The sequence below is a fragment of the Pseudomonas sp. LB3P14 genome, from assembly GCF_054898045.1.
The window spans coordinates 4,512,501-4,535,584 of the sequence record NZ_CM142714.1 but is presented as its reverse complement, the minus strand read 5'-3'; the positions used below and the strand labels follow the sequence as shown (position 1 = coordinate 4,535,584).

The window sequence follows — 23,084 nt, the reverse complement described above, 5'->3', positions numbered from 1 at the left end:
GCGTGGGAACGATCATCAATAATCCAGGGCTGTGGGTTTCAGGTACATCCCTTCCTGCGTCATCGCAATCCGGAACTTCAGCACGTCACCGGCCTTGAGCGTGATGGTCTGCGAACCGGGAGCGAGCATGCCCGGGTTGCAACCCGGCGCCTGGCCCGGCAGCAGTTTAAGGCGCAGGGACACATTGCCCGGCGGCAGGTTGAACGAGGTGCTTTGTTCCTGGAATAACCGCGCCGACAACTGATCCTGGATATACACGCCGATCTCGCAGGAGGTCGAGACTTCCAGGCGCTCGCGGGAAATGATCAGCACGCCGTAATCCTCCCCGGCCGCATTGACCGAAGGCGCGACGGCGAAAAGACTGAGAAAGCCAAACAGGCTGAGAGCTGACCAGCGCATGGCTGAATCTCCTGATGTCGAGTCATTGATGGACGCAGCTTGGCCGAGCGCGACGCCGATTGCCAGCCCGGCAGCTCACTTCAGAACTTGACCTTGCCATGGTGGCAAGCTCGAGACTGCACGCAACCTCACTCAAGGAGTCATCCCATGCAAGTGTTCAACGTTCAAGGCATGTCCTGCGGTCACTGCGTCAAAGCCATCACTCAGGCGCTGCAAGCCAAGGATCCTGAGGCCAGCGTGCGTATCGATCTGGCCGCGAAAGAAGTCGGCATCGACAGTGCGTTGACTGCGGATCAAGTGATCGCGGTGATCACCGAAGAAGGCTACGAGGCGAAAGTCTCCTGAAGCATTTTAATAGTTAGCGACCTAACGGAATGTTCAAGGCATCCATGCGCGGCTAGACTGTGGGGCTGCCGACCCCTGTCCAACTGGATGCCTGATGAATTTGCGTACCATTTTGATTCTTGGCGCCTTGAGCGCCTTCGGTCCGCTGGCGATCGATTTCTATCTGCCGGCCTTCCCGGCGATGGCGCTTGCCTTCGGCACCGATGAAAAACACGTTCAACTGACCTTGGCGGCGTATTTCCTGGGCTTGTCCATCGGTCAGCTGGCTTACGGCCCGGTGGCGGATCGCTTCGGGCGACGCATTCCCTTGCTGACCGGCGTCGGTCTGTTCACCGCAGCCTCCCTGGCCTGCGCCTACGCGCCGAACCTCGAATGGCTGATTGGCGCACGTTTCATTCAGGCGCTGGGTGGGTGCGCGGGGATGGTGATCGCGCGGGCGGTGGTCAGCGATAAGTGCGATGCGGTGGGTTCGGCGAAGGTCTTTTCGCAGCTGATGCTGGTCATGGGTCTGGCGCCGATTCTTGCGCCCATGCTGGGCGGGCTGTTGGTCAACACCACGGGCTGGCAGTCGATCTTTCTCGTGTTGACCGGTTTCAGTGCGCTGGCAGGGTTGGCCGTGGCGCTCGGGCTGCCGGAAAGTCTGCCGGCCCATGTGCCGCGTCAACCGTTGTCCGGCGCGTTGCATCAGTACGGTCGACTGTTGTCGGATCCGGTGTTCCTTGGACACGCCTTGACCGGTGGTATCGCCATCGCCGGGATGTTTGCCTACATCGCCGGTTCACCGTTCGTCTTCATCAAGCTGTATGGCGTACCCGCCGAGCATTTCGGCTGGCTGTTCGGTACCAATGCGGCGGGTTTCATTCTGGTAGCGCAGGTGAATGCGCGACTGCTGGCCAAGCGTGGCCCGGCGTTTTTGCTGGTGCGCACCGTGTGGATCTACGTCGGCGCAGGTCTGGCGCTGCTGGCTGTCAGTTCGTTGCACACCGTGCAGCTATGGCCGTTGCTGATTCCGCTGTTTATCTGTATCGCCAGCCTTGGTTGCATCCTCCCCAACGCCTCGGCCTGCGCCATGAACGGACAGGGCGCTCGCGCCGGCAGTGCGTCGGCGATGCTCGGATGCCTGCAATTCAGCGTCGCCGCCGGGGCAGCAGCGCTGGTGGGTGTTTTACACGATGGCAGCGCCATGCCGATGGCCATGGTCATCAGCCTGTGCGGAATTCTGGTGGTGAGCGTGGCGATGCTCACCCGGCGTTTGCAAAATGCCCGGGCACTGGCACACGCCCAGGTCTGAAGACGAACTCAGCCAGCAGCGCGCTGCTGGTGTTCATTAATTTGATGAGGTGCTTGTAGTCGCGCTTCAAGGGTGCGGGTGAAGGCGCGCGCTTCGGCTTCGCTGCGGAATGTCACGGCGTGTTGGTCCAGGCGGACCTGCCACTGGGATTTTGCCAATTCTTTTATCAGGATCTTCATTGCTGATCTCTCCTCTCGTAAAAGATGTCACATAAAAGATTGCACCGCAGAGTTCACGATTGTAGACCCGAATACGATCGCAATTGTGACAACGGTCAACCTTCTGACTGACGGTGTCGCCCATCTGGGCGACAACTGTGTCAGTTTGTTTCAGAACCCTTCAAGCACAATCTTGCCCTTGGACTTACCGCTTTCCAGCAGTTCATGGGCACGACGCAGGTTCGCCGCATTGATGCTCCCGAAGTGCTCGCCGACTGTGGTTTTCAGCGTCCCGGCGTCGATCAGCTGCGCAACGCGATTGAGCAGTTTGTGCTGCTCGATCATGTCTGCAGTTTCGAACAGCGAGCGGGTGTACATGAACTCCCAATGCAGCGACAGGCTTTTGCGCTTGAGCTTGGTCACGTCCAGCGCCTTCGGATCATCGATCAGTGCCAGTTTGCCTTGCGGCGCCAGTGCCTCGACCAATTGATCCAGGTGCTGATCGGTCTGAGTCAGGCTGGCGACGTGGGTCACCTGATCGAGGCCGGCGCGTTTGAGTTCTTCGCTCAACGGCTGGCTGTGATCAATCACCAGGTCGGCACCCAGCTCACGAACCCAGCTCTGGGTTTGTGGGCGGGAGGCCGTGCCGATGACTTTCAGCCCGGTGAGCTGGCGGGCCAATTGCGTGAGGATCGACCCCACACCGCCCGCGGCACCGACGATCAAAAGGCTCTGGCCTTCATCGGTTTTGCCTCCACGCACTTGCAGACGCTCGAAGAGCAATTCCCACGCGGTGATAGCGGTCAGCGGCAACGCGGCGGCTTCGGCGAAACCGAGGGTTTTCGGCATATGGCCGACGATCCGCTCGTCTACCACGTGCAGTTCGCTGTTGCCGCCAGCGCGGGCGATGGAGCCGGCATAAAAGACTTTGTCACCGACCTTGAACAGCGTCACTTCACTGCCGACGGCCTTGACCACACCGGCCACGTCCCAGCCCAGCACTTTCGCCGCGCCGCCTTCGGGCTGGACGTTCTGGCGGATTTTGGTGTCGACCGGGTTGACGGAGATGGCTTTGACTTCCACCAACAGGTCGCGCGGGCCTGCAACCGGTTCCGGCAGTTCAATGTCTTGCAGAGCGTTTGAGTCGCTGATTGGCAAGGAGGCGTAGTAGGCAATGGCTTTCATTGGGGCTCCTGAACAGTAATAGGGAAGGCAGTCATCAGGCGATGGAACGCAGGCGCTTGAGGTCGAAGTGTTCGATCAAGTCGCCAGCCTGGGCGCGGAAGTTCTGGATATGCGCACTGGCGTCATGGGCTTGCAGGGCTTCGTCGCTGCTCCAGTGTTCGATCATGTAGAAGGCGTGAGGATTGGCGAGGTCCTGGTGCAAGTCGTATTGACCGCAACCGGCCTCGGCGCGGGTCGGTTCCAGCAGCGCACGCAGGCGCTGTTCGAGGGCGTCCTGCTGGCCGGCTTTGGCGATGAGGGTGGCGATAGCGGTAAAAGGCTGGGACATGTTCGACTCCGGGAACGGGATGAATTCGATGGGACGGATGATTGGCTATTTCTCTGCAAGATAAAAGCCGCTAAAAGAGCAGTCTCTTTCAATATTTTTTTGATAATCGAGGCTGAATAATGCTGCGTTTCGATGACTTGCAGTTGTTTGTCCGGGCGGCGGACCTGGGCAGTCTGTCAGCGGCGGCGCGTGGGATGGACATGTCGGCCGCGGTGGCCAGTGCGGCGTTGAAGCGCATCGAACAGCAGCTCGGCGCCCGGTTGCTCGCCCGTTCTACCCGCAGCCTGCGGCTGACCGCTGAAGGCGAGGGATTTCTCGAATACGCTCGGGCGGCCTTGAGCAATCTCGATGAGGGGCGCCGTTTGTTGGCCAGCGGTCAGGACCAGGTCAGCGGGATTTTGCAGCTGTCGGCGCCGTCGGACTTTGGCCGCAATCTGCTGCTGCCATGGCTGGATGAGTTTCAGCGTGAGCATCCGAAACTCACCGTGCGCTTGCTGCTGGGTGATCGCATCGCCGACCTGTTCCGCCAGCCGGTGGACATTGCCCTGCGTTACGGCGAGCCGGAAGACTCAAGCCTGGTGGCGCTGCCCATCGCCCCGCAGAACCGCCGCGTCCTCTGTGCCGCCCCGAGTTACCTGGCCCGCCATGGCGAGCCGCGGCAACTGGAGCAACTGGCTCAGCACAATTGCTTGCTGTTCATGCTCGGCAGCCGGGTCCACGATCATTGGAGTTTCCACGACGGCAAACGCGAGGTCAGCCTGACCGTCAGCGGCGATCGTTTCAGCGATGATGCCGATGTCGTGCGGCTATGGGCCGTGGCGGGTACCGGGATTGCCTACAAGTCCTGGCTGGATGTCGCTGCCGATGTGCTGGCCGGTCGATTGAAAGTGCTCATGCCGGAACTGCTTTGTGAGCGCGCGCCGCTGAATTTGCTGTGCGCCCATCGCGCACAATTGAGTAAGCCGGTGAACCTTTTGCGGGAAATGCTTGCCAGTCGATGCGCCCGGTTGAGCAGCCAATTTCCAACGTTACCGGGCGCCGTTCATTAGTCGCAGGCAAATAGCGAAATTTCACTCAGGAACTATCACCACCAATGGTTTCTCAAGGGCAGGAACCAGCGGCTAACCCGCCTATACTAGCGCTCGCCTCATGTACGCACCGTCGATCTCGCAATGGCGAGTCCACATCCGAGTCAGCCCGGCCCCAGGGTCAATCGCCGCGGCTTTGCGAAACCTGCGAGCAATGGCCTGTGCGATTGGCTGGCTTTGCCCGGTTTTTGGCGGTTTCCACGCCTTGGCCGACGACACATTACTGGTCAAGATGTCTCTGAGCAGTAGACGAAACGATTCAACAGGGAGTGAATACATGGAACATGCACCTTGCATCAGCCAGATCGCCACGTTGCTGGCTGACCCAAAGCGCAGCGCAATGATGTGGGCTTTGATGGACGGCTCGGCGCGGCAAACCGAAGAGCTGGCCTTGTTGGCCAGCCTGTCACCGTCTTCGGCCAGTGCACATCTGGGGCGTTTGTCCGCCGGAGGTCTGTTGAAAGTCGAAATTCGCGGCCGCAAGCGATTCTTCCGCCTTGCCGCGCCCGAAGTGGGTGCCGCGATAGAGGCACTGGCCAGCGCCACCCTGGCCAGCACGCCTCGGGAAATTCCGGACGTTTTCAAGCGCACGCCCCCCCTCGCCAAACCTCAGGTGGCGCCTTCGTCATTATTGCGCGCCAGGCTTTGCGACGACCATTTGGGCGGCACGCTTGCCGCCGATCTTTATCAGCGTCTGCTGGATTCGGGCTGGATTGAACAGTTCGATCAGCGGGTCATGATCACTCACAAGGGCGCCACGCAATTGGCGACACGTGGTGTGTTCATCCAGGCGCTGGCCCATCGCAACAGCAGAGTCGCTTGCGCTTGTCCGGACTGGAGCGAAAGACGCCCACACATGGGCGGATCACTGGGTGCGGCGTTGCTGCAATTGTTCATGCAGTCAGGCTGGTTGAGCCTGCCCAACGATTCACGAGCCTTGCAGATCACCGCCGCGGGGCAGAGTGAAATCCATCGGTTCGCCAAGGAGACCGAGCTGGAAATGGCGTTGTAGACGCATCGAGATCGACGTCCGAAGCTTCGGGCGTCGTTCAGAGCTGCGAACAGGTCGCATCCAGCAGTAACTCCCAGCGGCTATCGCGCACACTCGTCCGGGGACTTTCGGATCGAGGGGATTGGTATGGAAACACGAGGCTTCAGCGCGGCAGAACGACTGGAACGGCTGCCCATCAGCGGTTATCACCGCATTATTTTCATCATCATTGCCCTGGCGTTTTTCTTCGACTCCATGGACCTGGCGATGATGACTTTTCTGCTCGGCTCGATCAAAACCGAGTTCGGCCTGAGCACGGCACAGGCCGGGTTGCTGGCCAGTTCGAGCTTTTTCGGCATGGTCGTGGGGGCGTCACTGTCCGGCATGCTGGCCGACCGCTTCGGCCGCAAACCGGTGTTCCAGTGGAGCATCGTGTTGTGGGGGATCGCCAGCTACCTGTGCTCTACGGCGCAGAACATTGAAACGCTGACGTTGTTCAGAATCCTGTTGGGGATCGGCATGGGCATGGAATTTCCCATCGCTCAGTCGATGCTCTCGGAGTTGATTCCAGCCAAAGGGCGCGGGCGTTACATCGCGTTGATGGACGGCTTCTGGCCGCTGGGGTTCGTCGCCGCCGGCGTACTGTCGTACTTCCTGCTGCCGGTGATTGGCTGGCGGGACATCTTCCTGGTGTTGGCGGTGCCGGCGGTGTTTGTCCTGGCGATTCGCTTTTTCATTCCCGAATCACCGCGCTGGCTGGAACAGGCCGGGCATCATGACGTGGCAGACAAGGTCTTGTTGCGCATCGAAGATCGGGTTCGGGCATCTCTGGGGCGTTCAGATCTGCCTGAGCCGATCCGTCTGCCGAGAGTGACGAGTACGCCTGGCCATTTCTTTTCTGCATTGCGGCAAATCTGGTCGCCGCTGTATCGCCAGCGCACGATGATGATCTGGAGCGTCTGGTTCTTCGCCTTATTGGGTTTCTATGGCCTGACGTCCTGGCTCAGTGCCTTGCTGCAGCAGTCGGGTTTTGCCGTGACCCAGTCGGTGTATTACACGGTGCTGATTTCCCTCGGCGGGATTCCCGGTTTCCTGATGGCCGCCTGGCTGGTCGAGCGTTGGGGGCGTAAACCGGTGTGCGTGGTGACGTTGCTCGGCGGTGGGGTGATGGCGTTTCTTTATGGTCAGAGCGCAGTGTTTGGCGGCAACGTCAGCCTGTTGATTGCATCGGGGCTGCTGATGCAGTTTTTCCTGTTCGGCATGTGGGCGGTGCTTTACACCTACACGCCGGAGTTGTACCCGACATCCGCGCGGGCCACGGGCTCGGGTTTCGCGTCTGCGATTGGTCGTGTGGGTTCGTTGCTCGGCCCCTTGGTGACCGGGCTGGTGTTCCCGATGACAGGGCAGGGCGGGGTGTTTGCGCTGGGGGCGATGTGTTTTGCGATTGCGGCGGGGGTGGTGTGGGTGTTTGGGATGGAGACGCGGGGTAAGACGCTGGAGGAATTGAGCGAGGCAGCTTAATGATCGTTCCCACGCTCTGCGTGGGAATGCAGCCAGGGACGCTCCGCGTCCCAAGAGCGGACGCAGAGCGTCCATTGAGGCATTCCCACGCAGAGCGTGGAAACGATCAGTAACTAGGGTTTCACCAACCGCGCATCCAGGCTGTTCTGCGCCAAACGCGTGGCCTGATCCTGAGTCATGCCCAAATGGGTGTACAACGCGTGGAAGTTCTCGGTGACATAACCGCCGAAGTACGCCGGGTCATCCGAGTTCACGGTCACTTTCACCCCACGTTCCAGCATGTCTAGAATATTGTGCTGAGACATGTGATCGAACACGCAGAGTTTGGTGTTCGACAACGGGCACACGGTCAACGGGATTTGCTCGTCGATAATCCGCTGCATCAATCGCTCGTCTTCGATGGCGCGCACGCCATGGTCGATGCGCTGGATTTTCAGCAGGTCGAGGGCTTCCCAGATGTACTCGGGCGGGCCTTCTTCACCGGCGTGGGCGACGGTCAGGAAGCCTTCGTGACGAGCGCGATCGAACACGCGCTGGAACTTGCTCGGCGGGTGACCCATTTCTGAACTGTCCAGACCGACGGCGACAAACGCATCACGGAACGGCAGCGCCTGGTCGAGGGTTTTCTCGGCTTCTTCTTCGCTCAAGTGGCGCAGGAAGCTCAGGATCAAACCGCTGGTGATGCCCAGTTGCTGCTCACCATCTTTCAGTGCGGCGGCGATGCCGTTGAGCACCACTTCGAACGGCACGCCACGGTCGGTGTGGGTCTGCGGATCGAAGAACGGTTCGGTGTGAATCACGTTCTGCGCCTTGCAACGCAACAGGTAGGCCCAGGTCAGGTCGTAGAAATCCTGAGAGGTGCGCAACACATCGGCACCCTGGTAATACAGGTCGAGAAACTCTTGCAGGTTGTTGAAGGCGTACGCCTTGCGCAGGGTTTCGACGTCGCTCCATGGCAGGGCGATCTTGTTGCGTTCGGCCAGGGCGAACAGCAACTCAGGCTCCAGCGAACCCTCAAGGTGCAGGTGCAGTTCTGCCTTGGGCAGGGCGTTCAGCCAGTCGTACATAGTCTTTTCTCATCAGGTGCAGATGGCGTGCATTCTACAGATGCTCGCGGAAACAATTAGCAAAACCTGACCAGCCTGTTCATCACACCGCTTCCTGTTCTCGTCGATAGGCGTAGGTCTCGGCGAAGCGTGAGAGCAGGAATTCGGCGCAGGTGGTGGCCGGATACTTTGCCGGGTGCTGTTCATCCTGACAGCCGGGCAGGCATTCGATGGCCGTGTCGGGGTGCGGCTCGGCAAAGAACGGCATCGAGTAACGGTCCACGCCCAGCGGGCTGATTACCCGGTGCGGCGTCGACAGATAACGGTCGTTGCTCCAGCGCGCCATCATGTCGCCAAGGTTGACCACGAACGTGCCGTCGATGGGTGGCGCGTCGATCCACTCGCCCTTTACGTTTCGCACTTGCAGGCCGCCGGCGGCATCCTGATACAGCAGGGTGATGCAACCGTAATCGGTGTGGGCGCCGGCGCCTTGTTGCTCTTCGGAGCTGGCGGTGTGGCGCGGTGGGTAATGAATCATCCGCAGCACACTGACCGGCTCAACGAAGCGCGTGTCGAAAAAGTTGCGCTCGATTCCCAGCGCCAGGGTCATGGCCCGTAACAGGGTTTGTGCCAGGGCTTGCATGTCGACGTAGTGCTGTTCCATCAGCGATTCCCAGCCGGGCATCGACGGATGACGGTTGGGGCCGCGCAGCGGTTTTTCCGCCAGCACTTGCGGGTGATCGGCCGGCAGGTGCAGGCCCATGTCGAAGGTTTCTTTCAGGTCGCTGGGTTTGCTCGGGTCAAGTTGTTCAGTGGCGATGGCGCCGTAACCGCGGTGGTGGCGGGTCTGGGTGATGTCGATCTTGAGTTTTTCGGCGGCGGGCAGGGCGAAGAAACGTCCGGCGTGGTCGAGCATAGCGTTAATGCGTGCTGCGCTGATCGGGTGACCCTTGATGTAGAAAAAGCCCCACTCGCGGCAGGCGTGGTCGATTTGCGTGGCAACCGATTGCCAGGCCGATTGGTCATCGCTGTAGAGCGGGCTGATGTCGATGATCGGGAGTGGGTTCATGCGCAGTCCTTGAGAACGCTGAAAATCCAATGTGGGAGCGAGCCTGCTCGCGATGAGGCCATAACATTCAGCATCAATGTTGAATGTTAGTCCGCTATCGCGAGCAGGCTCGCTCCCACAGGGTTTTGTGTTGGGGCGGGGAGTTATTTCGGCATCTCGGCCTTCATGCCTTCAACGTAGTAGTTCATCGATGCCAGCTCCGAGTTGCTGGCCGTCGCGCCCGCCGCAATTTTCTCGACGCCCGCCTGATCCTTGATCGGCCCGGTGAACGGGTGGAATGCACCGCTCTTGATGTCAGCAATGATCTGCTCGGCTTCGGTCTTCACCGCAGCCGGCACCAGATCGCTGATCGGCAACTCAACCGTGCCTTCCTTCAAGCCACCCCAGTAATCCTGCGACTTCCACGTGTGGTCGAGCACGCTTTGGGTCGCCTGAATGTAGTGCGGCCCCCAGTCGTTGACGATGGAAGTCAGCACCGCTTTCGGCCCGAAGTGCGCCATGTCCGAAGCGTAGCCCACGGCATACACACCGCGACGTTCGGCGGCCTGGATCGGCGCCGGACTGTCGGTGTGCTGGAACACCACGTCCACGCCCTGATCGATCAACGCGTTGGCGGCATCGGCCTCTTTGCCCGGATCGAACCAGGAATTGACCCACACCACCTTGATCTCGGTGCCCGGGTTGTACTTGTTCAGGGCCAGTTGAATGGCATTGATGTCGCGGATCACTTCCGGGATCGGGAAGGACGCGACGTAACCGATCTTCTTGGTCTTGGTCATTTTCGCCGCGAGGAAACCGCCGACGTAACGACCCTCATACGTGCGCGCCAGATAGGTCCCGAGGTTCTTGTCCTGCTTGTAGCCGGTAGCGTGTTCGAAGGTCACCTTGGGAAATTGTTTGGCGACTTTCAGGGTCGGGTTCATGTAGCCGAAGGACGTGGTGAAGATCAGGTCGTAGTTGTCCTTCGCCATGTTGCGGATCACCCGCTCGGCGTCGGCACCTTCGGCGACGTTCTCCACATAATTAGTGGTGATCCGGTCGCCGATTTTTTCGGCCAGCGCCTTGCGCCCCTGTTCATGCTGATACGTCCAGCCGTGATCGCCGATCGGGCCGATATAAACGAAGCCGACTTTCAGCGGGTCGGCGGCACTGGCGGTCAGGCTGGCGCTCAGACCGATGGCTGCGACGACGGCGCAAAGCAGCTTCTTCAACGGACGTTTGTGCATGAATTCCAACTCCATATTGTTTTGAGGTTGGCGAGGCCAATGCAAATTGCTGACCAACAAGACAACAAAAAAGCCGAAACCGCGTAACGGCCTTCGCGAGCAGGCTCACTCCCACAGCGGATATGCGGCGCACGGAGATCAAACGTGGGAGCGAGCCTGCTCGCGAAGAGGCCCGCAAGGCCAATAAAAGTGCACGTGTCAAACCGGCCGCCATCCACTGGTGCGCTAAGGTGTAACGAAACGTTAGCGCCGCCCCGCAGTCAGTAGCTCATCACACTGGTTTCGCTTCACTCGGCAAAAAAGGCCCGCAATGCTCACACTCCTCAAGCAAGAAAAGTTTTTGTTGCTTGCCCTGATCGCAGCATTCATCGCTTACCCGATGGAACACTGGATGCTGCACAGTGGCCAGCCCATTGCGCTGACCGCTGGCCTGGTGCTGATCGCGTTCATCGTCGCGGCTTCCATGCGTGTCGCCCATCACGCCGAACTGCTCGCGGAAAAAGTTGGCGACCCCTACGGCACGATGATCCTGACGCTGGCTGCAGTGCTGGTGGAAGTGGTGATTCTGGCGATCATGATGAGTAATGAGGCCTCGTCGACTTTAGTGCGCGACACGATTTATTCGGCGGTGATGCTCGACATCAACGGCATCCTTGGCCTGGCCGCATTGATGGGTGGGATCAAGCACGGCGAACAGTCCTACAACGACGACTCGGCGCGCAGTTACAGCGTGATGATTCTCACCGCCATGGGCGTATCCATGGTGGTGCCAGAGTTTATTCCCGAGGCCAACTGGAAGATTTATTCAGCGTTCACCATCGGCGCGATGATCGTGCTCTACGCCCTGTTTCTGCGCATGCAGGTCGGGCCGCACAGTTATTTTTTCAGCTACAGCTACCCGGAAAAACGTCGCAAGAAAGCCCCGGAGGAAGAACCTGAGCCCATCAATCTGGGGCTGAGTATTGGGACATTGGTGTTCGGCGTGGTGGTGATCGGCGCATTGGCCGAAGTGATGTCCAAGACCCTCGATCTGGGCCTGGAAGGCACGGGCGCACCGCCAGTGATCACCGCGATCCTGGTGGCGGCAATCTCGGCGGCACCGGAAATTCTGACGGCGTTGCGGGCGGCACTGGCCAACCGCATGCAGTCGGTGGTCAACATCGCCATGGGCGCGTCACTGTCGACGGTGATCCTGACGGTGCCGGTGATGGAAGCGATGGCGCTCTACACCGGCCAGCCGTTTCAGATGGCGATGACCCCGGTGCAGACCGTGATGATCTTCCTCACCCTGCTCGTCAGTGCAATCAACCTCAACGATGGCGAAACCAACGCCATCGAAGGCATGACCCACTTTGTGTTGTTTGCGACGTTTGTCATGTTGTCGCTACTTGGCCTTTAAAAGCTTCGCGGGCAAGCCTCGCTCCTACAGGTTTTGTGTCGTTCACACCGTTGTGATCACACCACCAACCTGTAGGAGCGAGGCTTGCCCGCGAAGGCGTCAGATCAGACGCCGGCAATCAACTGCCGAGCCGCCTGGCTGTGATCGGCAATCAAGCCTTTCAGATCCAGCCCTTCAACCTGCCCATCAATCACCCGCCACTTGCCACCGACCATTACCCGGTCCGCCCGATCCGCGCCGCACAGCAGCAACGCGGAAACCGGATCATGGCTGCCGGAGAAGCGCAGCTCATCGAGCTTGAACAGTGCCAGATCCGCCTGCTTGCCCACCGCCAGTTCGCCGATATCGGTACGCCCGAGCAAACTCGCCGAACCCTTGGTCGCCCACCCCAGAACCAGTTCCGGGGTGATCTTCTCGGCGCCATAACGCAGCCGCTGAATGTAAAGCGCCTGACGGGTTTCCAGCATCATGTTCGACGCATCGTTGGACGCCGAGCCGTCTACGCCCAGGCCCAGTAGCGCACCCGCAGCCGTCAGGTCCAATGTCGGGCAAATGCCGGAAGCCAGGCGCATGTTCGAACTCGGGCAATGGCAAATCCCGGTGCCAGCGGCACCGAGGCGGGCGATTTCATCCGGGTTGAAGTGGATGCCGTGAGCCAGCCAGGTGCGCGGGCCGAGCCAGCCGACGCTGTCGAGGTAATCCACGGTGCGCAGCCCGAAACGTTGCAGGCAGAAGTCTTCTTCGTCGAGGGTTTCGGCCAGATGAGTGTGCAGGCGCACGTCGAGTTTGTTCGCCAGTTCGGCGCTGGCGGACATGATTTCCGGGGTCACCGAGAACGGTGAGCAGGGCGCCAGGGCGATCTGGATTTGCGCGCCGTCGCCACGTTCGTGGTACTCGGCGATCAAGCGTTGGCTGTCGGCGAGGATCACTTCGCCTTGCTGCACGGTCTGCTGCGGCGGCAGGCCACCGTCCTTTTCGCCAAGGCTCATGGAACCACGAGTCAGCATGGCGCGCATGCCCAGTTCGCGGACGCTCTCGACTTGTACGTCGATCGCATTTTCCAGGCCTTGCGGAAACAGGTAGTGGTGATCGGCCGCGGTGGTGCAGCCGGACAGCAGCAACTCGGCCAACGCGACTTTGCTGGCGAGGGCGAGTTTTTCAGGCGTGAGGCGTGCCCAGACCGGGTAGAGGGTTTTCAGCCACGGGAACAACGGCTGATTGACCACCGGCGCCCAGGCGCGGGTCAGGGTTTGATAGAAGTGGTGATGGGTGTTGATCAGTCCCGGCAGGATCACATGCTCGCGGGCATCGAATACGTGTCCACAGGGCGCGGACGGTTGCTGGCCGGCGGCGAGCACTTCGACGATCAAACCGTCTTGCAGCACCAGGCCGCCACGGGCATCGAGGCCATTGGCAGTGAAGATCGCGAGGGGGTTTTGTAACCAGGTACGGGTCGCAGGCATGTTGGCCGGCTCCTCTGAAAGTTGGGTTCAGGTTAGCCAGCTCAGTGATTACCCTGTCTGCTGATCCAGGGTCGCCGCGGGGACGAGGTGCGGAGTTTCAATCAAAAAAGCATCGCGGGCAAGCCCGACTCTTTCGGACCCGACGCCTGACCTGTAGGAGCGAGCGGTGCGGCGATCCGACTTGCCCGCGAAGGCGGAGTGTCAGTCGACATCAATGTTGCATGACACACCGCCTTCGCGGGCAAGCCTCGCTCCTACAAGGTGTTAGGTGATTACCAGGGAATGGTTTCACCCCTGTAGTTCACAAAATGATGCCCGCCCTTGCCTGTGTACGCATTCACCTGATCGACCAACCCACGCGTGCTGGTGTCCACATCAATGTCCGCGCCTTCACCGCCCATGTCGGTCTTCACCCAACCCGGATGCAACGACAACACGGTGAGTTTCTGCTCGCCCAACTGAGTGACGAAGCTGCTGGTCATCGAGTTCAGCGCCGCTTTACTGGCCTTGTACAGCGCCAGCTCCGGAGCATCCGGCATGGTCACGCTGCCCAGCACCGAACTCATGAACGCCAGCACGCCGGTATCCGGACGAATCTGCCCGACAAAGCGTTGAGCCAGATTGATCGGCGCCACTGCATTGGTGAAGAACAGTTGGCCGACCTCGGCCAGGGTCGCACCGCCCGGCGTTTGAACTTCCGGGCCTTTGACCCCGGCATTCACGAACAGCAGGTCAAACACTTCGCCCTTGAGCTGTTGGCTCAGGGCGATGACGGCTTGCTGATCGTCCATGTCGAGTTTTTCGATCCGCACCTTGCCCAAGGCCTGCAAGGCTTCGGCGGTCTGCGGGTTGCGCACGGTGGCGGTGACTTGCCAACCGTCGGCCAGCAGGGTTTTCACCAGACCGAGGCCCAGGCCTCGGGAGGCGCCGATGATGAGTGCGGTTTTTGCCGTAGACATAAGTGGCTTCCTTGATAAATGAGGTCAGGGACTCAATGGACAACGTTGCCCGAGCCGTTGTTGCAACTCGAGACGCAGTGCGCCGAGTTCGTCCATTCGGGTTTCGATCAGTTTGAGTTTGTCTTGTAGCAATTGCGTGACGGCGCTGTCCGGATCGGGCGACTGCCATAACGCGGCGACGCTGTTGCCGATCTCGCCGAGGGTAAATCCCAGCCGCTGAGCGGTCTTGATGTACAGCACCAATTGCACCATGTCCGCCGGATAGTCGCGGTAACCGTTGGCGCTGCGTTGCGCCGCGATCAACCCGCGCTGCTCGTAAAAGCGCAGCGTGTCGCGGCTGACGGCGCTGGCCTGGGCTAATTCACCGATGCGCATCATGACGTCTCGAGAGGGCTTGACCCTGGAGCATACTCCAGGCTTTAGCCTTGTTGCTCCCTGATTTTCTGGAGCAAGACGGATGTGGACTTCAACGCAATATCGCCGGTTGGTGCGCGGTAGCGCCTGGTATGACTTGATCGTGACCGCGGCGTTTGCCACGCCGTGGAGTTTTGCGGCGTTGCATGGGGCGTTGGTGAGTGTGAGTCAGGCTTTCAATTTGCCTGGCGAGCTGCCGCCGTTTGAGCCGATGCACATGCTGATGGCCAATCTGTTGGGATCGATTGTCTGCGTGTGGGCGGTGCTGCGGATTCGGGATCCGCAGCAGGTGTATGGTCGATATGACGCAGTCGGCAGATTTTTGTTCGCCGCTTGGCAGCTCTATGCCTTGCTCCATGGCGCCAGTTCGTTGTTGGTGATTTTCCTGTTTTTTGAATTGGCGTGGGGTGTTGTTCAGGTGTTGCCAGTGCGGACGTCTTCGCGGGCAAGCCTCGCTCCTACGGGTTTTGCGCCGCTCTTGTAGGAGCGAGGCTTGCCCGCGAAGAGGCCAGTGCAGGCGACCGCTAATGCCCCGCCTGCCACGGTTGCCCCAATGACATCGGCGCATACAACCGTGTGCGCAACGCATCTCGCGACAACAGCACCAACACCACAATGGTCGCGACATACGGCAGCATCGCCAACAGACTCGACGGAATCGCCAGCCCCAACCCCTGCGCCACCAAATGCAGGATGCTGGCGAGTCCGAACAGATACGCCCCCAGTAGCAATCGCCACACCCGCCAACTGGCAAACACCACTAGCGCCAGGGCAATCCAGCCACGCCCGGCGCTCATGTTCTCCGCCCACATCGGCGTGTAGGCCAGCGACAAATAGGCCCCGGCCAACCCGGCCATCGCCCCGCCAAACAGCACCGCCAACGTGCGCACGCCCAACACCGGCAAGCCCATCGCACTGGCGGCATCCGGGTTTTCCCCGACTGCCTGAATGATCAGCCCGACGCGGCTTTTCAACATCACCCACGCCACTAGCGCAAACAACGCGAACGACAGATACACCAGCAAATCCTGCGCAAACAGCATCCGCCCGATCAACGGAATCTCACTCAAGTAAGGAATCGCCACCGGTTCAAAACCCGCCAGCGGTTTACCGACCCACGCCGCACCCACAAACGTCGACAGGCCCACACCGAAAATCGTCAGCGCCAACCCGGTGGCCACCTGATTGGCGTTGAACACCAGTGCCACCAGCGCAAACAGAGACGACAACAGCATCCCGGCAAGCATCGCCAGCAACACGCCGAGCCACAGGTTGCCGCTGTTCAGCGCGACGATAAAACCAATCACCGCACCAAACAGCATCATGCCTTCCTGACCGAGGTTCAGAACGCCGCTCTTCTCGCAGATCAATTCACCCAATGCCACCAACAGCAGCGGCGTGCCGCAACGGACCATGGCGTAGAAAATATTGCTCAGCAGATCGATGTCCATCACAGCGCTCCTGCGTGTACGGCAGTGGCTTGCGCGCGACGGGTCCAGCGCAAATTCAAGCGCGGTCGGTAGAGAATCAACACGTCACTGGCCAGTAGAAAAAACAGCATCATTCCCTGGAACAATTGGCTGATCGCTTGTGGCAGATTCATGCTCATCTGCGCGCTCTCGCCGCCGATGTACAGGAGCGCCATCAGCAGGCTGGAAAACAGAATGCCGATGGGATTCAACCGCCCGAGAAATGCCACGGTGATTGCCGCATAGCCATAACCCGGCGACACCTGCGGCACCAATTGGCCGATCGGCCCGGTGACTTCACACACCCCGGCCAGCCCCGCCAACCCTCCGCTGATCAACAACGCCAGCCAGATCAGCCGCTTCTCGCGAAAGCCGACGAACCCCGCCGCGCGCTTGTCCAGCCCGAGCACTTTGATCTGGAACCCGATAAAGCTTTTCTGCAGCAACACCCACACCGCCACCAACGCGAGCAAGGCGAAATACACGCCCGCGTGAACCCGACCATCCTCCACCAACAGGGGCAAACGGCTGGCATCGCCGAACATTGCCGATTCGGGGAAATTGAATCCGGCGGGATCCTTCAACGGCCCATGCACGCAGAACAGCAGCAGGTTCAGGGCGATGTAATTGAGCATGATGCTGGTGAGGATTTCATTGGCATTGAAACGCGTGCGCAACCACGCCGTCAGCCCGGCCCACGCGGCGCCGGCCAGGGTGCCGGTGAGCAGGATCAGCACCAGCGCCCAGCGACTTTGCAGGCCTATGATGTTCACGGCCAGAGCACTGCCGGCCAGCGCGCCGAGCAGCAACTGACCTTCGGCGCCGATGTTCCAGATCCGCGCTTGATACGCCACGGCCAGCCCCAACGCGCAGAGCAAAATCGGCAGCGCTTTGACCAGCAGTTCGGAGACGCCATACAGGTCGCTGATCGGTGCGATGAGCAAGGTGTGCAAGGTCAGTAACGGGTCATGACCCAGCGCGATAAACAGCAGCGAGCCACAGCCCAACGTCAGGACAGCCGCCAGTAATGGCGAGCACCACAACATCAGGCGCGATTGATGGCCGCGGGGTTCGAGAGAAAGCAGCATGTGAAACTCCGTTAAACCGTTGCGGGTGCAGGTGATTGAGGGGCGTCGAACTGGCCGGCCATCCAGCCGCCGACATCGATCAGGCGAGTGTCGACGGTGGCCTTGAGCGCTGACAGTCGACCGCTGCACAAGGCACCGAGGCGATCGCTGATCTGGAACAGTTCGTCGAGGTCTTCGGAGATCACCAGGATCGCCGCGCCGGCGTCGCGCAAGGCAATCAGCGCTCGGTGAATGGTCGCGGCGGCGCCGACGTCCACGCCCCAGGTTGGGTGCGCGGCCACTAGCAGTTTGGGTTGCTGAAGGATTTCGCGGCCGAGGATGAATTTCTGCAAGTTGCCGCCGGACAGGCTGCGGGCGGGTGTCTGGATGTCGGGCGTCTTCACCCCGAAACCACGGATGATCTCTTCGGCCAGCGCTTCGACCTTGTTGCGCTGGATCAGTCCGTGGCTGACCAGCCCTTGTTGAAAGGCGGTGAGCAGGGCGTTGTCGACCAGGCTGAGTTCCGGCACCGCGCCGTGGCCCAGACGCTCGGCGGGTACGAATGCGAGGCCGAGTTTGCGCCGTGCATCCGGTCGTAAATGAGCGACGGGTTGTCTACCGAAACTGATCCTTTTGCCGTCATTGCCGTGGAGGCGTTCCTCGCCGCTGAGCAACGCGAGCAACTCATCCTGACCATTGCCTGCCACCCCGGCGATGCCGACGATTTCGCCACTGCGCACTTCAAGGTCAATGTCCTTCAGCGAGCAACCGAACGGATCGGGGTTGTGCCAGGACAATCCGCTCACACTCAAGAAGGCATCACCGCCGACCACCTTCGGATAATCGGCAATCAGCCCGGCCGCTTCACCGACCATCAGCCGCGCCAGTTGCTGATCCGAGCACTCGGCCGGCACGCAATGCCCGGCCACTCGACCGCCGCGTAACACCGTGGCGCTGTGGCACAACGCGCGAACCTCACCGAGTTTGTGGCTGATAAACAGAATGCTGCAGCCCTCGGCCGCCAATCGGCGCAGGGTGACGAACAATTCGTCAGCCTCCTGCGGAGTCAGCACCGAAGTCGGCTCGTCGAGAATCAGCAGGCGGATGTCCTGCATCAGGCAACGAATGATTTCCACCCGTTGCCGTTCGCCGATCGACAGGCTGTGGACAAGTCGCTCCGGTTCCAGCGCCATGCCGTAGCGCTGGGAGACTTCACGAATCTTTGGCTCAAGCTGTTTCGGCGTGCCGGCCGACGCGCCCATGGCCAGCGCAATGTTCTGCGCCACGCTAAGCGTTTCGAACAGCGAGAAATGCTGGAACACCATGCCGATTCCAAGCCCGCGAGCCTGAGCCGGGTTGCGCATCGTCACGCGTTGCCCTTGCCAGATCATCTCGCCGGAATCTGCATGAGTGACGCCGTAGATGATCTTCATCAGCGTACTTTTGCCGGCGCCGTTTTCGCCGAGCAGGGCATGGATCTCGCCGGGCGCGATGCTCAGGTCGATGGCATCGTTGGCCAGGCAACCGGGGTAGCGCTTGCTGATTCTGCGCAGTTGCAGACGAGGTGTTTGATCGGGGATCGGCGCGGGGTTGGGCATGACAGGCTCGGGTCGATTGAGTGATGCCTGTGGACAAAGCAATTTCCTGGCCATTGAGTCAGGAAAGTTCAAAAGTGTTACAGGTGAAGGCTTTGAAGACGGCGCCTCGCCCTATGTCGATCCCGAACCCGGCACCACTTGAGGGCAAAGCCGTTGATCAGGCTCCGGTTTTGCTCAAGGTGTTTGGTCAAAAAACGAGCAGCTGACGGCAAGCCATGCCGGACATGGGGCCGCGACAGTCATGAACGGGTTATCCACAGATTGCTCCACAGTATTTGTGCGCAAGCCCTAAGCTCGGGCATAAGCACTGCATGGCTTTCTTCTAAAGGTGATAAACCGAGCTAACTGATTGTTTTTACGTGGATTTAGCTTTTTTGATGGCGAATTGAGTGAAAAGTGAGCAAAGCCCGCAAAGCCGCATGACAGAAGGGTTACAGCCGGATGTGCTCAGGTTATCCACAGCCGGGTGCACAGTAGATGTGGGCAAATGCACCGGTTCGACGAAAGGGCTGTGGACGTTATTGGTGCGATTAATGCTGCAACAAAATGCGCCCGCGGCTCAAATCCGCCAGCTGCGTTTGCAGGGTATCGATCTGGCTTTCGCCGATCGCCAATTTCAGTTCCACGCCATTGGCTGTGAACGATTCTTCCACAACCAATCCACCCAGTTCCGCCACCCGAAGCTTCACCAGCGGCAACTCACCAAAAGCACAGGCGCAGCTCACCGGCACTCGACTGATCAACTCAACCTTCGCCGCGGCTTGCAGGCACTTGTTGGCGCCGCCGCCATACGCCCGAGCGAGGCCACCGGTGCCGAGTTGAATGCCGCCATACCAACGAATCACCAGCACGGCGACCTGATCGCAATCCTGCGCTTCGATCGCCGCCAGAATCGGCCGGCCAGCAGTGCCGCCAGGCTCGCCATCGTCAGTGCTGCGGTAGTGGTCGCCAAGCTTCCAGGCCCAGCAATTGTGCGAGGCATTCAAATCGCTGTGCTGTTCAATGAACGCCTGGGCTTCAGCGGGGCTCGCAATCGGTGCGGCGAAGGTGATGAAGCGGCTTTTGCGAATCTCTTCGCGGTACTCGCAAAAACCGCTGAGGGTAAAAGGCATAGGTGTCTTAGATCGTTGGCGTCAGGCCGCAGCCCTTGAGAATGATGCGGATCAGGTTGTTGCCGGCGTCTTCCATGTCCTGCTTGGTCAACTTGGTGCGACCGGTGACGCGGCAGATCTGCGTGGCGAAATCGGCGTAATGCTGGGTACTGCCCCACAACAGGAAGATCAGGTTCACCGGGTCTACGGGGTCCATCTTGCCGGCATCGATCCACGCCTGGAACACGCCCGCCCGGCCCTGGAACCAGGCGCGATAATCCTGGTTGAAGTACTCGGTCAGGCATTCGCCACCGCTGATGACTTCCATGGCGAAGATCCGCGAGGCTTGTGGCTGACGACGGGAGAACTCCATCTTGGCGCGGATATAGCGCGTCAGCGCTTCGCCCGGATCATCATCAAAGGTCAGGGTGTTGAAGGTGCTGTCCCACAACTGGAGGATGTTGCTCAACACCGCCACGTACAAACCGAGTTTGTTGGTGAAGTAGTAATGCAGATTCGCCTTGGGCAACCCGGCATTCAGGGCGATGGTGTTCATGCTGGTGCCTTTGAACCCGTGACGGGCGAACTCGTCTTCGGCGGCTTTGATGATGGTCTCTTCGTTCTTCTGACGAATGCGGCTGGCAGGTTTGCCGCCGTGAGCGGGGACTTCAAAGGTCATAGGCACTTCCGAACAAGTGGGTGGGTGCAGCCAGTGCGTTGATAGCGCACCCACAGGCATCAGACAAGTCCTGACGTAATAAAACCTGAACACCACAACCCCTGTAGGAGCAGAGCTTGCTCGCGATGGCGGCGTAACATTCAACATTAATAGTGACTGACCCGACGCCATCGCGAGCAAGCTCAGCTCCTACAGATTCAGCGCGTCGCCGCCAGGCTCTCCAAAAAGCTTTCCAGCACCAAATGGGGGCGACGGCCCTTGCGAGTGACTGATGCGAGGCTCAGGTCATAGAACCGCGCTTTGGGTTTCAACGCACGCAATCGGCCTTGCTGCACCCAGAGGCTGGCGTAGTGGTCTGGCAGGTAACCGATGTAACGCCCGGTCAGGATCAGGAACGCCATGCCTTCACGGTCCGAGGCACTGGCGGTGCAATTGAGCGCCTGGTAATGGGCCTGGATTTCCGCTGGCAAACGGAAGGTCGGCGCGATGGCGTCCTGGCTATTGAGGCGTTCGTCATCCAGTTGTTTATCGTCGACATAAAACAACGGATGACCGACCGCGCAATACAGGAGCGAGCGTTCGCTATAGAGCGGCTGATATTCCAGCCCCGACAACCCACTGGCTTGCGGCACCACGCCGACGTGCAATCGACCGTCGAGCACGCCTTGTTCAACTTCATTGGGCGCGATCATGCGGATCTGAATCTGCACGTCCGGACCGCGTTCCTTCAATTGCGCCAAGGCGTGGGTGATGCGCATGTGGGGGAGGGTGACCAGGTTGTCGGTCAGGCCGATGGTCAATTCGCCGCGCAAATGTTGGTGCAGACCGTTGACCTCGGTGCGGAAACTCTCCAATGCACTCAATAGCTGCAGCGCCGATTGGTAAACCTCGCGGCCTTCTTCTGTCAGAGAAAACCCGGCGCGACCGCGTTGGCATAAACGCAGACCGAGACGCTGTTCCAGATCGCTCATTTGCTGGCTGATGGCCGAGCGGCCGATCCCCAGCACCGATTCCGCCGCGGAGAAGCCGCCGCATTCCACGACGCTGCGAAATATCCGCAATAAGCGGATATCAAAGTCACTGACTTGTGCCAGCGGATCGGGGCGACGGGTGCTCATGCTCTAAATTACTCAAAGTTTAGTGGCTGGCTGACTGAACGTTACAAAAGTTGGATTTCACCGACTTTATCCCCGTGGCAATTTAGCTGCAAGAACGCTTTTCATCTCCACGCCGCTTATTGCCCTGCGAGGTTTTGCCCATGAACGCGCCTGAAAACGCCCCGAATTCCCTGGCCAGCCAGCTCAAGCTCGATGCTCACTGGATGCCCTATACCGCCAACCGTAATTTCCAGCGCGATCCGCGACTGATCGTGGCGGCTGAAGGCAGTTGGTTGATAGACGACAAGGGCCGCAAAATCTATGACTCGCTGTCCGGTCTGTGGACCTGCGGCGCCGGGCATACCCGCAAGGAAATTCAGGAAGCGGTCGCCAAGCAATTGGGCACTCTCGATTACTCGCCAGGCTTCCAGTACGGCCATCCGCTGTCGTTCCAGCTGGCTGAGAAAATCACCGACCTGACCCCGGGCAATCTGAATCACGTGTTCTTCACTGACTCAGGTTCCGAATGCGCTGACACGGCGGTGAAGATGGTTCGTGCTTACTGGCGTCTGAAAGGCCAGGCCACCAAGACCAAAATGATCGGTCGTGCCCGTGGATATCACGGCGTGAACATCGCCGGCACCAGCCTCGGTGGCGTGAACGGCAACCGCAAAATGTTTGGTCAGGCGATGATGGACGTCGATCACCTGCCGCACACCTTGCTGGCGAGTAATGCCTATTCCCGTGGCATGCCGAAAGAGGGCGGTATCGCCCTGGCGGATGAACTGCTCAAACTGATCGAGTTGCATGACGCTTCGAACATCGCTGCAGTGTTCGTCGAGCCAATGGCTGGTTCCGCTGGCGTACTGGTTCCGCCACAGGGTTACCTCAAGCGTCTGCGCGAGATCTGCGATCAGCACAACATCCTGCTGGTGTTCGACGAAGTGATCACCGGTTTCGGCCGTACCGGTTCGATGTTCGGCGCCGACAGCTTCGGCGTGACCCCGGACTTGATGTGCATCGCCAAGCAAGTCACTAACGGCGCGATTCCGATGGGCGCAGTGATTGCCAGCTCCGAGATCTATCAAACCTTCATGAACCAGGCGACGCCGGAGTACGCGGTGGAATTTCCGCACGGCTACACCTATTCCGCGCACCCGGTGGCGTGTGCCGCTGGCCTGGCAGCACTCGACCTGCTGCA

The 23,084-nt window shown here is 59.9% G+C and carries 25 protein-coding genes (1 of these 25 only partly in view); 9 read left to right on the top strand and 16 right to left on the bottom strand.

The features are described from left to right. Nucleotides 1-15 precede the first annotated feature (15 nt). Nucleotides 16-399 carry a hypothetical protein gene (locus ACYZT5_RS20965; protein WP_462047221.1) on the bottom strand — a complete coding sequence of 128 codons (384 nt, stop codon included), beginning with the start codon at nt 397-399 and terminating at the stop codon, nt 16-18. 147 nt (nt 400-546) lie between these two features. Between ACYZT5_RS20965 and ACYZT5_RS20960 the strand changes: the two genes are divergently transcribed. Both ACYZT5_RS20960 and ACYZT5_RS20955 read left to right on the top strand, forming a co-directional pair. Next, nucleotides 547-744, top strand: coding sequence for a heavy-metal-associated domain-containing protein (locus ACYZT5_RS20960; protein WP_462047220.1), 198 nt, complete (start codon nt 547-549; stop codon nt 742-744). Nucleotides 745-838: 94 nt separating this feature from the next. Continuing rightward, the gene (locus ACYZT5_RS20955) at nt 839-2,035 is read left to right on the top strand and encodes a multidrug effflux MFS transporter (protein ID WP_462047219.1); all 1,197 of its coding nucleotides are present in this window, start codon (nt 839-841) and stop codon (nt 2,033-2,035) included. Nucleotides 2,036-2,043: 8 nt separating this feature from the next. Here ACYZT5_RS20955 and ACYZT5_RS20950 read toward each other — a convergent pair whose 3' ends face one another. From ACYZT5_RS20950 to ACYZT5_RS20940, 3 genes are all read right to left on the bottom strand, one after another. Then, on the bottom strand, nt 2,044-2,214 hold the full coding sequence (locus ACYZT5_RS20950) for a hypothetical protein (protein WP_282376845.1): 171 nt from the start codon (nt 2,212-2,214) through the stop codon (nt 2,044-2,046). Between the two features lie 150 nt (nt 2,215-2,364). After that, nucleotides 2,365-3,378 carry a zinc-binding alcohol dehydrogenase family protein gene (locus ACYZT5_RS20945; RefSeq protein WP_462047218.1) on the bottom strand — a complete coding sequence of 338 codons (1,014 nt, stop codon included), beginning with the start codon at nt 3,376-3,378 and terminating at the stop codon, nt 2,365-2,367. A gap of 34 nt (nt 3,379-3,412) precedes the next feature. Continuing rightward, complete coding sequence (locus ACYZT5_RS20940) at nt 3,413-3,706, bottom strand: putative quinol monooxygenase (RefSeq protein WP_462047217.1); 294 nt, start codon at nt 3,704-3,706, stop codon at nt 3,413-3,415. Nucleotides 3,707-3,825: 119 nt separating this feature from the next. Here ACYZT5_RS20940 and ACYZT5_RS20935 point away from each other — a divergent pair, with 119 nt between their 5' ends. The 3 genes from ACYZT5_RS20935 (at nt 3,826) to ACYZT5_RS20925 (ending at nt 7,306) form a co-directional block, all read left to right on the top strand. Next, a complete protein-coding gene (locus tag ACYZT5_RS20935) occupies nt 3,826-4,755 on the top strand; it encodes a LysR family transcriptional regulator (RefSeq protein ID WP_462047216.1) in 930 nt (309 codons plus the stop codon). A gap of 316 nt (nt 4,756-5,071) precedes the next feature. Beyond that, nucleotides 5,072-5,806, top strand: coding sequence for an ArsR/SmtB family transcription factor (locus ACYZT5_RS20930; protein WP_462047215.1), 735 nt, complete (start codon nt 5,072-5,074; stop codon nt 5,804-5,806). Nucleotides 5,807-5,932: 126 nt separating this feature from the next. Then, nucleotides 5,933-7,306, top strand: a complete 1,374-nt coding sequence (locus tag ACYZT5_RS20925; protein WP_462047214.1) for an MFS transporter — start codon at nt 5,933-5,935, stop codon at nt 7,304-7,306. 113 nt (nt 7,307-7,419) lie between these two features. Here ACYZT5_RS20925 and ACYZT5_RS20920 read toward each other — a convergent pair whose 3' ends face one another. The 3 genes from ACYZT5_RS20920 to ACYZT5_RS20910 all read right to left on the bottom strand — a co-directional run bounded on the left by ACYZT5_RS20920 (nt 7,420) and on the right by ACYZT5_RS20910 (nt 10,647). Beyond that, nucleotides 7,420-8,373, bottom strand: a complete 954-nt coding sequence (locus ACYZT5_RS20920) for an adenosine deaminase (RefSeq protein WP_462047213.1) — start codon at nt 8,371-8,373, stop codon at nt 7,420-7,422. An 82-nt stretch (nt 8,374-8,455) separates the two neighbouring features. After that, on the bottom strand, nt 8,456-9,421 hold the full coding sequence (locus ACYZT5_RS20915; protein WP_462047212.1) for a 2-oxoglutarate and iron-dependent oxygenase domain-containing protein: 966 nt from the start codon (nt 9,419-9,421) through the stop codon (nt 8,456-8,458). 143 nt (nt 9,422-9,564) lie between these two features. Then, complete coding sequence (locus tag ACYZT5_RS20910; protein ID WP_462047211.1) at nt 9,565-10,647, bottom strand: BMP family ABC transporter substrate-binding protein; 1,083 nt, start codon at nt 10,645-10,647, stop codon at nt 9,565-9,567. A 310-nt stretch (nt 10,648-10,957) separates the two neighbouring features. On the opposite strand from ACYZT5_RS20910, the gene ACYZT5_RS20905 reads away from it, so the two are divergent. Continuing rightward, nucleotides 10,958-12,046: a calcium:cation antiporter gene (locus ACYZT5_RS20905; protein WP_462047210.1), complete on the top strand. Its 1,089-nt coding sequence runs from the start codon at nt 10,958-10,960 to the stop codon at nt 12,044-12,046. 104 nt (nt 12,047-12,150) lie between these two features. Here the strand turns inward: ACYZT5_RS20905 and ACYZT5_RS20900 are convergent, their stop codons facing one another. The 3 genes from ACYZT5_RS20900 to ACYZT5_RS20890 form a co-directional block, all read right to left on the bottom strand. Further along, nucleotides 12,151-13,509, bottom strand: coding sequence for an 8-oxoguanine deaminase (locus ACYZT5_RS20900; RefSeq protein WP_462047209.1), 1,359 nt, complete (start codon nt 13,507-13,509; stop codon nt 12,151-12,153). Between the two features lie 272 nt (nt 13,510-13,781). Next, on the bottom strand, nt 13,782-14,468 hold the full coding sequence (locus tag ACYZT5_RS20895; protein ID WP_462047208.1) for an SDR family oxidoreductase: 687 nt from the start codon (nt 14,466-14,468) through the stop codon (nt 13,782-13,784). 24 nt (nt 14,469-14,492) lie between these two features. Then, nucleotides 14,493-14,843: a MerR family transcriptional regulator gene (locus ACYZT5_RS20890; RefSeq protein WP_462052287.1), complete on the bottom strand. Its 351-nt coding sequence runs from the start codon at nt 14,841-14,843 to the stop codon at nt 14,493-14,495. 82 nt (nt 14,844-14,925) lie between these two features. On the opposite strand from ACYZT5_RS20890, the gene ACYZT5_RS20885 reads away from it, so the two are divergent. Then, nucleotides 14,926-15,366 carry a hypothetical protein gene (locus ACYZT5_RS20885; protein WP_462047207.1) on the top strand — a complete coding sequence of 147 codons (441 nt, stop codon included), beginning with the start codon at nt 14,926-14,928 and terminating at the stop codon, nt 15,364-15,366. Between the two features lie 40 nt (nt 15,367-15,406). Here ACYZT5_RS20885 and ACYZT5_RS20880 read toward each other — a convergent pair whose 3' ends face one another. Genes ACYZT5_RS20880 through ACYZT5_RS20870 form a run of 3 tightly spaced genes read right to left on the bottom strand, consistent with a single transcriptional unit; the run spans nt 15,407 to nt 19,016 of the window. Continuing rightward, nucleotides 15,407-16,333, bottom strand: a complete 927-nt coding sequence (locus ACYZT5_RS20880; RefSeq protein ID WP_462047206.1) for an ABC transporter permease — start codon at nt 16,331-16,333, stop codon at nt 15,407-15,409. Next, a complete protein-coding gene (locus tag ACYZT5_RS20875) occupies nt 16,333-17,439 on the bottom strand; it encodes an ABC transporter permease (RefSeq protein ID WP_462047205.1) in 1,107 nt (368 codons plus the stop codon). The genes ACYZT5_RS20880 and ACYZT5_RS20875 overlap by 1 nt, the downstream gene beginning before the upstream one ends. An 11-nt stretch (nt 17,440-17,450) precedes the next feature. Then, nucleotides 17,451-19,016 (bottom strand): ABC transporter ATP-binding protein, encoded by a 1,566-nt coding sequence (locus ACYZT5_RS20870; RefSeq protein WP_462047204.1) that lies wholly within the window; start codon nt 19,014-19,016, stop codon nt 17,451-17,453. Nucleotides 19,017-19,045: 29 nt separating this feature from the next. Between ACYZT5_RS20870 and ACYZT5_RS20865 the strand changes: the two genes are divergently transcribed. After that, a complete protein-coding gene (locus ACYZT5_RS20865; protein WP_462047203.1) occupies nt 19,046-19,222 on the top strand; it encodes a hypothetical protein in 177 nt (58 codons plus the stop codon). 324 nt (nt 19,223-19,546) lie between these two features. Here the strand turns inward: ACYZT5_RS20865 and ACYZT5_RS20860 are convergent, their stop codons facing one another. The 3 genes from ACYZT5_RS20860 to ACYZT5_RS20850 form a co-directional block, all read right to left on the bottom strand. Further along, the gene (locus tag ACYZT5_RS20860; RefSeq protein ID WP_462047202.1) at nt 19,547-20,128 is read right to left on the bottom strand and encodes an IMPACT family protein; all 582 of its coding nucleotides are present in this window, start codon (nt 20,126-20,128) and stop codon (nt 19,547-19,549) included. 7 nt (nt 20,129-20,135) lie between these two features. After that, entirely contained in the window at nt 20,136-20,786 is a 651-nt protein-coding gene (locus ACYZT5_RS20855) for a TetR/AcrR family transcriptional regulator (RefSeq protein WP_462047201.1), read from the bottom strand. Nucleotides 20,787-20,983: 197 nt separating this feature from the next. Beyond that, nucleotides 20,984-21,904, bottom strand: coding sequence for a LysR family transcriptional regulator (locus tag ACYZT5_RS20850; protein ID WP_462047200.1), 921 nt, complete (start codon nt 21,902-21,904; stop codon nt 20,984-20,986). Nucleotides 21,905-22,044: 140 nt separating this feature from the next. On the opposite strand from ACYZT5_RS20850, the gene aptA reads away from it, so the two are divergent. Next, nucleotides 22,045-23,084: the 5' portion of an omega-aminotransferase AptA gene (aptA, locus tag ACYZT5_RS20845; protein WP_462047199.1), read on the top strand. 310 nt of this gene lie beyond the right edge of the window; only the first 1,040 of its 1,350 coding nucleotides appear in the window; it begins with the start codon at nt 22,045-22,047; the stop codon falls past the right edge of the window.

What these genes read in the sequence shown, in the direction of transcription:
- ACYZT5_RS20870 (WP_462047204.1), bottom strand. Translation starts at nt 19,016, where the DNA reads ATGCCCAACCCCGCGCCGATCCCCGATCAAACACCTCGTCTGCAACTG.
- ACYZT5_RS20860 (WP_462047202.1), bottom strand. Translation starts at nt 20,128, where the DNA reads ATGCCTTTTACCCTCAGCGGTTTTTGCGAGTACCGCGAAGAGATTCGC.
- ACYZT5_RS20920 (WP_462047213.1), bottom strand. Translation starts at nt 8,373, where the DNA reads ATGTACGACTGGCTGAACGCCCTGCCCAAGGCAGAACTGCACCTGCAC.
- ACYZT5_RS20965 (WP_462047221.1), bottom strand. Translation starts at nt 399, where the DNA reads ATGCGCTGGTCAGCTCTCAGCCTGTTTGGCTTTCTCAGTCTTTTCGCC.
- ACYZT5_RS20930 (WP_462047215.1), top strand. Translation starts at nt 5,072, where the DNA reads ATGGAACATGCACCTTGCATCAGCCAGATCGCCACGTTGCTGGCTGAC.
- ACYZT5_RS20960 (WP_462047220.1), top strand. Translation starts at nt 547, where the DNA reads ATGCAAGTGTTCAACGTTCAAGGCATGTCCTGCGGTCACTGCGTCAAA.
- ACYZT5_RS20905 (WP_462047210.1), top strand. Translation starts at nt 10,958, where the DNA reads ATGCTCACACTCCTCAAGCAAGAAAAGTTTTTGTTGCTTGCCCTGATC.
- ACYZT5_RS20940 (WP_462047217.1), bottom strand. Translation starts at nt 3,706, where the DNA reads ATGTCCCAGCCTTTTACCGCTATCGCCACCCTCATCGCCAAAGCCGGC.
- ACYZT5_RS20885 (WP_462047207.1), top strand. Translation starts at nt 14,926, where the DNA reads ATGTGGACTTCAACGCAATATCGCCGGTTGGTGCGCGGTAGCGCCTGG.
- ACYZT5_RS20955 (WP_462047219.1), top strand. Translation starts at nt 839, where the DNA reads ATGAATTTGCGTACCATTTTGATTCTTGGCGCCTTGAGCGCCTTCGGT.
- ACYZT5_RS20935 (WP_462047216.1), top strand. Translation starts at nt 3,826, where the DNA reads ATGCTGCGTTTCGATGACTTGCAGTTGTTTGTCCGGGCGGCGGACCTG.
- ACYZT5_RS20910 (WP_462047211.1), bottom strand. Translation starts at nt 10,647, where the DNA reads ATGCACAAACGTCCGTTGAAGAAGCTGCTTTGCGCCGTCGTCGCAGCC.
- ACYZT5_RS20950 (WP_282376845.1), bottom strand. Translation starts at nt 2,214, where the DNA reads ATGAAGATCCTGATAAAAGAATTGGCAAAATCCCAGTGGCAGGTCCGC.
- ACYZT5_RS20890 (WP_462052287.1), bottom strand. Translation starts at nt 14,843, where the DNA reads ATGCGCATCGGTGAATTAGCCCAGGCCAGCGCCGTCAGCCGCGACACG.
- ACYZT5_RS20850 (WP_462047200.1), bottom strand. Translation starts at nt 21,904, where the DNA reads ATGAGCACCCGTCGCCCCGATCCGCTGGCACAAGTCAGTGACTTTGAT.
- ACYZT5_RS20880 (WP_462047206.1), bottom strand. Translation starts at nt 16,333, where the DNA reads ATGGACATCGATCTGCTGAGCAATATTTTCTACGCCATGGTCCGTTGC.
- ACYZT5_RS20900 (WP_462047209.1), bottom strand. Translation starts at nt 13,509, where the DNA reads ATGCCTGCGACCCGTACCTGGTTACAAAACCCCCTCGCGATCTTCACT.
- ACYZT5_RS20945 (WP_462047218.1), bottom strand. Translation starts at nt 3,378, where the DNA reads ATGAAAGCCATTGCCTACTACGCCTCCTTGCCAATCAGCGACTCAAAC.
- ACYZT5_RS20875 (WP_462047205.1), bottom strand. Translation starts at nt 17,439, where the DNA reads ATGCTGCTTTCTCTCGAACCCCGCGGCCATCAATCGCGCCTGATGTTG.
- ACYZT5_RS20915 (WP_462047212.1), bottom strand. Translation starts at nt 9,421, where the DNA reads ATGAACCCACTCCCGATCATCGACATCAGCCCGCTCTACAGCGATGAC.
- ACYZT5_RS20855 (WP_462047201.1), bottom strand. Translation starts at nt 20,786, where the DNA reads ATGACCTTTGAAGTCCCCGCTCACGGCGGCAAACCTGCCAGCCGCATT.
- ACYZT5_RS20925 (WP_462047214.1), top strand. Translation starts at nt 5,933, where the DNA reads ATGGAAACACGAGGCTTCAGCGCGGCAGAACGACTGGAACGGCTGCCC.
- ACYZT5_RS20895 (WP_462047208.1), bottom strand. Translation starts at nt 14,468, where the DNA reads ATGTCTACGGCAAAAACCGCACTCATCATCGGCGCCTCCCGAGGCCTG.